The 5,478-nt window shown below is 47.0% G+C and carries 7 protein-coding genes; all 7 read right to left on the reverse strand.

Annotated elements, in window-relative coordinates; translation table 11 throughout:
• Window positions 1-163 precede the first annotated feature (163 nt).
• Window positions 164-949 carry a DUF1883 domain-containing protein gene (locus G3446_RS25350; RefSeq protein WP_164456459.1) on the reverse strand — a complete coding sequence of 262 codons (786 nt, stop codon included), beginning with the start codon at window positions 947-949 and terminating at the stop codon, window positions 164-166.
• A gap of 25 nt (window positions 950-974) precedes the next feature.
• A complete protein-coding gene (locus G3446_RS25355; RefSeq protein ID WP_164456460.1) occupies window positions 975-1,364 on the reverse strand; it encodes a hypothetical protein in 390 nt (129 codons plus the stop codon).
• A 35-nt stretch (window positions 1,365-1,399) separates the two neighbouring features.
• Window positions 1,400-1,933 carry a hypothetical protein gene (locus G3446_RS25360; protein WP_164456461.1) on the reverse strand — a complete coding sequence of 178 codons (534 nt, stop codon included), beginning with the start codon at window positions 1,931-1,933 and terminating at the stop codon, window positions 1,400-1,402.
• A gap of 82 nt (window positions 1,934-2,015) precedes the next feature.
• Window positions 2,016-2,318 (reverse strand): hypothetical protein, encoded by a 303-nt coding sequence (locus G3446_RS25365; protein ID WP_164456462.1) that lies wholly within the window; start codon window positions 2,316-2,318, stop codon window positions 2,016-2,018.
• Window positions 2,319-3,006: 688 nt separating this feature from the next.
• On the reverse strand, window positions 3,007-3,408 hold the full coding sequence (locus G3446_RS25370) for a hypothetical protein (RefSeq protein ID WP_164456463.1): 402 nt from the start codon (window positions 3,406-3,408) through the stop codon (window positions 3,007-3,009).
• Between the two features lie 113 nt (window positions 3,409-3,521).
• Window positions 3,522-4,214 (reverse strand): S1 family serine peptidase, encoded by a 693-nt coding sequence (locus G3446_RS25375; protein WP_164456464.1) that lies wholly within the window; start codon window positions 4,212-4,214, stop codon window positions 3,522-3,524.
• Window positions 4,215-4,365: 151 nt separating this feature from the next.
• Window positions 4,366-5,319: a P63C domain-containing protein gene (locus tag G3446_RS25380; protein ID WP_245232761.1), complete on the reverse strand. Its 954-nt coding sequence runs from the start codon at window positions 5,317-5,319 to the stop codon at window positions 4,366-4,368.
• Between the last annotated feature and the right edge of the window lie 159 nt (window positions 5,320-5,478).

Below are 5,478 nucleotides of genomic sequence, written 5' to 3' on the forward strand. Positions count from 1 at the left end.
GACGATGCGTGGAAGCGCTGTCAGTCGCGGGTGAGTGATGAGCTCCTGCAAAGCCCCGCGGAGCGGATTAGTTCAACGCTTGGGCTCAGCCGACCCGAAAACGCGCCAGCGTTTTTGGGGTCGGCTGTAGCCCTTTGTTGGGTGATGATTTATCGGCCATAACTCATTCCTTGCTGTGGATTAACGCTGCTATTTCTGAAGCAATTTCTTCAATAGTATGAGTTGCCGTGCTCCGGGCAAGCCTATCAGCAAGTGAAGGGCTATATTCAATTACCTGCTTTTTGGTGACATTATGCCAAATAGGTAACAATATTTGCTCCCCGGTATTCTGCCTCGTAACCAGCCCATCTAGCTCGTAATTAGTCCAACCCTTCTTAAAAAACATTTCTGACAAAACAATTACACCGAACTTGCTTGTGGCCACCCCCCTATCAATTTTTCTTCTTAGGCTGTCACCGATTCTAAGCTCGAAATCATCGTACCAAACTGACAAGCCTTCATTTCTTAAAGCTTCCGCCAATGGTCGAACCACTTCATCTTTATCTTCAGAAGCATGGGAGATAAACACATCATATTCTTTGCCGGGCTCGACGGTTATTGGTACACCGGCGCCAGATTCATGGTGATCTTGGTAAAGGCTAGGAACAGAGGATAATGGGGCTTCAGTAAATGCAGGCAATGGCCCAGGCAAGACTCTTACTGAAGCGTTTACTCGACCGGGATACCCACCTGCATCTACTGCCACATGCCAATGACCAGCTCGTGGGATTTTTAAACGAACTGGTGATTTCTTAGCATGTCCGCCGTAGTATCTGTGTTGCCTTCCATTCTTGTAACTTTGGAAATTGGAGCTGTCCATTAAGCGAACGTTAGCGGAATTACCAGAAAGCGTTACTTCGACTACTTCGCCACCCTTTCTGTTTCCTAGATCTGTATGTATGAACTTCATACCTTGTTACTCTCTCGCAATTCCATCAAAAAGTGCCGCCATCAATTTCAACATTGTACCTGGATGTTGATTCTGATTGTTCACCTTCCGGGAATCTCTCCTTTATGCATCTTATTATTCCTGTGGTTTCATCCTCTGTTCTGCGCCAAAGAATAAGCAAAACAATGCTAGATATAAGTGATACAGAAGCAATAATGAAAAAGACGTAAAAAACGCGATCTGATGAGATCGGGGTTGAAAGCAAAACAATTGCAAATGAGGAAAATATCGAAAGCAACGCCAATCCGAACGTCAAATAGAGGGAAGACGTACTACCCCGCTCCAGCACGCTCAGCTCAGTTTCATTCACAAAATACAATACTACTTTGTGAGTCTTTGGAGTTATTACCTCTGAAGTAAATTGTTGCGTGCTCACACGAAAAGACCCTCCTTATTGACCGCCCAACGACGCTAATCAGCCGCGCGCGCCTTTGGCGCGTCGGCTGAATTAGCCTTGTTAGAAGGATTTTGCTTTTCAGATGCAACAAACGTTGCGATTGACCCTGCCTTGCCAATTAACACAAGCGAAAATCCAAGCTCAATAATTGTGGCAATGGCTGATGCATAGTCAAATGTTAATAGGGAAAGTTCATAATTATCGGAAAAGTACAGAATTAGAGCAGGAGACATGTAAAATATTAAGTCAGATATAGCGAAAAAAAGAAATACAATACCAATTAAGATGCAGAAAATTTTGGTCAGTTGAACTTGATCAAGGTCTATTTTATTCCACGCTTCCTTGTGTAGATAACTGCTTATCAGGAAGGGGAATTTTAAGAGCAATACGCCAATGATAATTGGGATCATTGAGGGAAGAATATATGACATGATTCCGTATTCTGGACGGATCGTGTAAGCCATGGAATGCGCAGGTAAGTTCGCGACTGTATATACGATAAGAATCAATCCCGCCACCCTTACAGAGTATGATGTAAATTCCTTCATTGATTTGCCTTTCCTTCTAACGTCGCAAATCAGCCGCGCGCGCCTTTGGCGCGTCGGCTGGATTTGCCTTGTTAGCCGATTCTTATCGACCGTATGTATTTTTGTACTCATTCTTGAGGTGGGTGTATAATTCCTGAAGCTTTATGTACCCTTCATCTTTTTTATCTGGATATTCTTTTTCATCGTTAAGAACCATATCCAGAACATCTAAGATGCAATCTAAATCCCAGCTGTAGAACGAAATTGGCCTTATTCCTTTATAATTTTCTACTCTTGTGTCTAGGCCAAATGCTTCAATCATATGCCATGAGTGTCTTTGCAACTCTTCCAATTGTATTCCTGATATTTTTACCTTTATGGGTATATCATTTTTTCTGGGTTTCATTATGCTACATTACTCGTCTTCAGTCCTGTGATGTAAGTAATAAATGTTAAGCTCAATTATCGTATAATTAAAAATTACAAGATGTATTTCAAATCTTGGTGAATGATCTGCTAAATATCTATCCCAGTTTATTTTCCCGGCCTTGATCATCGTCTGGTCCAAAACCCAGTGCAAGCGTAAGGATCGCTGCGATCTTGGTTAGGAAATCAGTGCCTTACGCAGGGGCGCCTTGCTCCCGGCAGCCAGATGGACCGAACGATGATCGAGGCCATTTTCCCATCAAAAAATATTACACCATCGGATGTCTGGCGTAGCTTATGAAATACGGTTATTTCCCAACCGTAGTCCTCACTTATTTTTCCGCTGGCTGTGTTCATCGTTTCCGGCTAACGCTAAGGCTCAGCCGGCGCGCTGGCACGACGTTTCAATGAGCTGCGACGAGTCTAGCGCGCTCGGCTGTAGCCTCTTGTTAGGCTTTCTTTATAAAAGCGTTAAGCTTCTTCATTAGAATAACATCGATAAAATTTGAAAGGCCCATACGATAGCTTCAATGATTAAGAGCAAACCTCCGAGCGCTTTCCATGTGTCCTCTTTTACTTTGGAGATCAGCCACCCTACTGCGAAAACACCCAATAATCCGAAAAATAGTTGCGTTCCTCCTACTCCAGCGCTTCCACCTCTCCGTGCTTTAGGAAGCGACGCATGAGAGAATCCAATCTATGAATTTTTCAATATCTTCTCTGATTATTATGAGTGCAAGTATCAGCGCAGCGATAGCCGCATACATTGCATATCGAGCTTGCCGCTCTGCGGCAGATGCTGCCCGCGCTGCTTCTGAAGCTTGTATATTAGAAGTGTCCAAAGCGCGCGCCGCTATTTCGTTATCCTCTTCTGCAATCGCAAGTGTCCGCGACTCTCGTTCGTCGCGTAGAGATGCTCGCGCTTCAGCGCGTTCTTGATCTTTGCGTCTCCGCCACTCCAACGCATGGCCTTTTTTCTTTTCTACAATGTAGCCATGAGCAATCTGCTCTCTAACTTCGAATTCTCCCATTTCTTCAAACTTGGCTACAGACTCCTCGAAGGCTTCCATGTGTTGTCCTTGTTGCCTAACGCTAAGCTAAGGCGCGCAGTACCGCGCCTGGCACGGATGCCGAATAAACCACTTAGCTCGATGCGCGGTACTGCGTCGCCTTGAGCTTTTTGTTAGGAGCTCTCCAGATCATGTTCCTTTTCAAGCGCATGAAGTCTATCTTCAATAGCTTTAAAAGCAAGAAAGCTATGAGCGAACGCGATACCTGGCGCCGTTTCTATTCCATCTTGCGTTGGAATGCGATCAGAGTAATAGGCGCTTACCGTCCCAATAACAGCAGGGCAGCCGTCTTTCCCACAAAAGAAAACAGGGCCGCCACTGACGCCTCTAATCGCAACTCCGTCAATGCTGAAGGTGCTTACTTCGCCATTGAAGGCATTGCTAAGAGTTCCGGAAAAAAAGCTGGGATGGCGAAAATCTATAGGGATGATAGATGGGTGCCCGAGCCAGCCAAGTGGAGTACCTATGGGGATCATGTCGCTCCAGTCCCACAGTGGAAGGCACCTTGGAGGTAGTTCTAGGCCGTCTTTGCTTATGATTATTGCCGCAGAATCACCGACCTCGTTTGTTGAGTAATACCCCTCACGAAAGTCTGGGTAACATATAACGGATTTTCCGTTTGGGTGATGAATATGTATTGGCTGCTCCCAGCCCGGCTCATCTGCGTGAGCAACAACATGCTTAGCTGTTGCGACGCAACATTTATCTTGGCATTGCCAGTATATAAATCCTGTCCCGTATCCGCTTCTTGTCTCAATCCTGACAACAAAAGGAGCAATTTGTTTTACAAGTAAAGACCAGTCCATACATGACCCCTGTTCTTGTTCCTAACGTTCAGCACAGCCCGGCGAAGAAGCCGCCGGGTGACGACAGTCAGTAACCCTTGGCCACGACGCGGCTTCTTCGCTCGGGCTGGTGCAATAGTTAGGTGATATTGTCTGCTTGCCTTTGATTCATTTAGTCATCTGCAGGCGGTTTTAGGTATAACGTGAACTGAACGGGTTTCTTGCCATAGTGCCTAGCGACCTTCTCGCGCAACTCGCGTATGTGGTCGCATGTCTTTGACATGCCGATTACTTCGTAGCACCTTGACACTAACTGCCTTGCGCCGTAGTTGTCGGTCAACTGCTGATGCCATCGAACCCCTGCAGGCGGTTTGTTCTCTTTAAGGTAGGCTGCAACGTCTTCGTCGAGAGTTTCATAAATGAGTTCAATGACAAGCTTTCCCCACCACTTTGGGCGCTTCGTTAGCGAGCCCTTCCAGTCTGTGAGCCGCCCAAACTCTTCCCACAGCTCATCTGGAAATGTTTTCTCCCATGCGCGCAACTCGTCGGCTATGAAGGCCCGCAACTTAACCTGCAGGGCATCCTCCGCGCGATCGTACTGATAGCCAGTTGCCTCGTCGATTAGTGCGTCAAGCCCTGTCCGAGTGAGGCCAGATGTAAGAACTGCAGCTTTTATAGCTATGTCTTTTTGGCGGTCTGTGAGCGGAGCGCGTTCGTACAATGCCTGGACGTAGCCCCGGCAAATTAACTCAAAATGCTCGGTAGTTATGCCAAGGCCCACCCATTGTGTTCCAGGAATCGAAAAGCGTATACTTTCCTGCAGGACTTTTTCCTTATCAATGAATGTGTTAAGCGCCTTCTGCCCTATGTAATCCTGCAGGCTGCCTCGCTCGACGTTGGCGAGTGCCTTGGTCGTTGACCCGGAGGAAAGCACCCGCGTTTCATCGTTCAACACATATACGTCGAGTTCTTCGCCACCAAGATCGATTTGACCGCGCCACTTGGCGACTGGAAGCTTGCTTACTTCCTCGTTTGACATCTTTTTGATGTGTGGTGGATCACCGTCTTCTGTGTCTGCGGGGGATGGATCAGGGTTGTTTGGCGCGTCACCTGCAGTGTTTGACATAGCGTCTCCGTGTTGAACCTAACTATTAAGCATTTATCCATCGGGCGCATGGCTGTGAGCGTGGTCTCGCTCCGACGCTGGCGCGCCCGATGGATAAATGTCTGTTGGACTAATCCGATCCTGGCACGACGCCGCCGACCGCGCGGATGCGGGCATGCC

It is taken from the genome of Thiorhodococcus minor (genome assembly GCF_010820565.1).
Lineage (GTDB): Bacteria > Pseudomonadota > Gammaproteobacteria > Chromatiales > Chromatiaceae > Thiorhodococcus > Thiorhodococcus minor.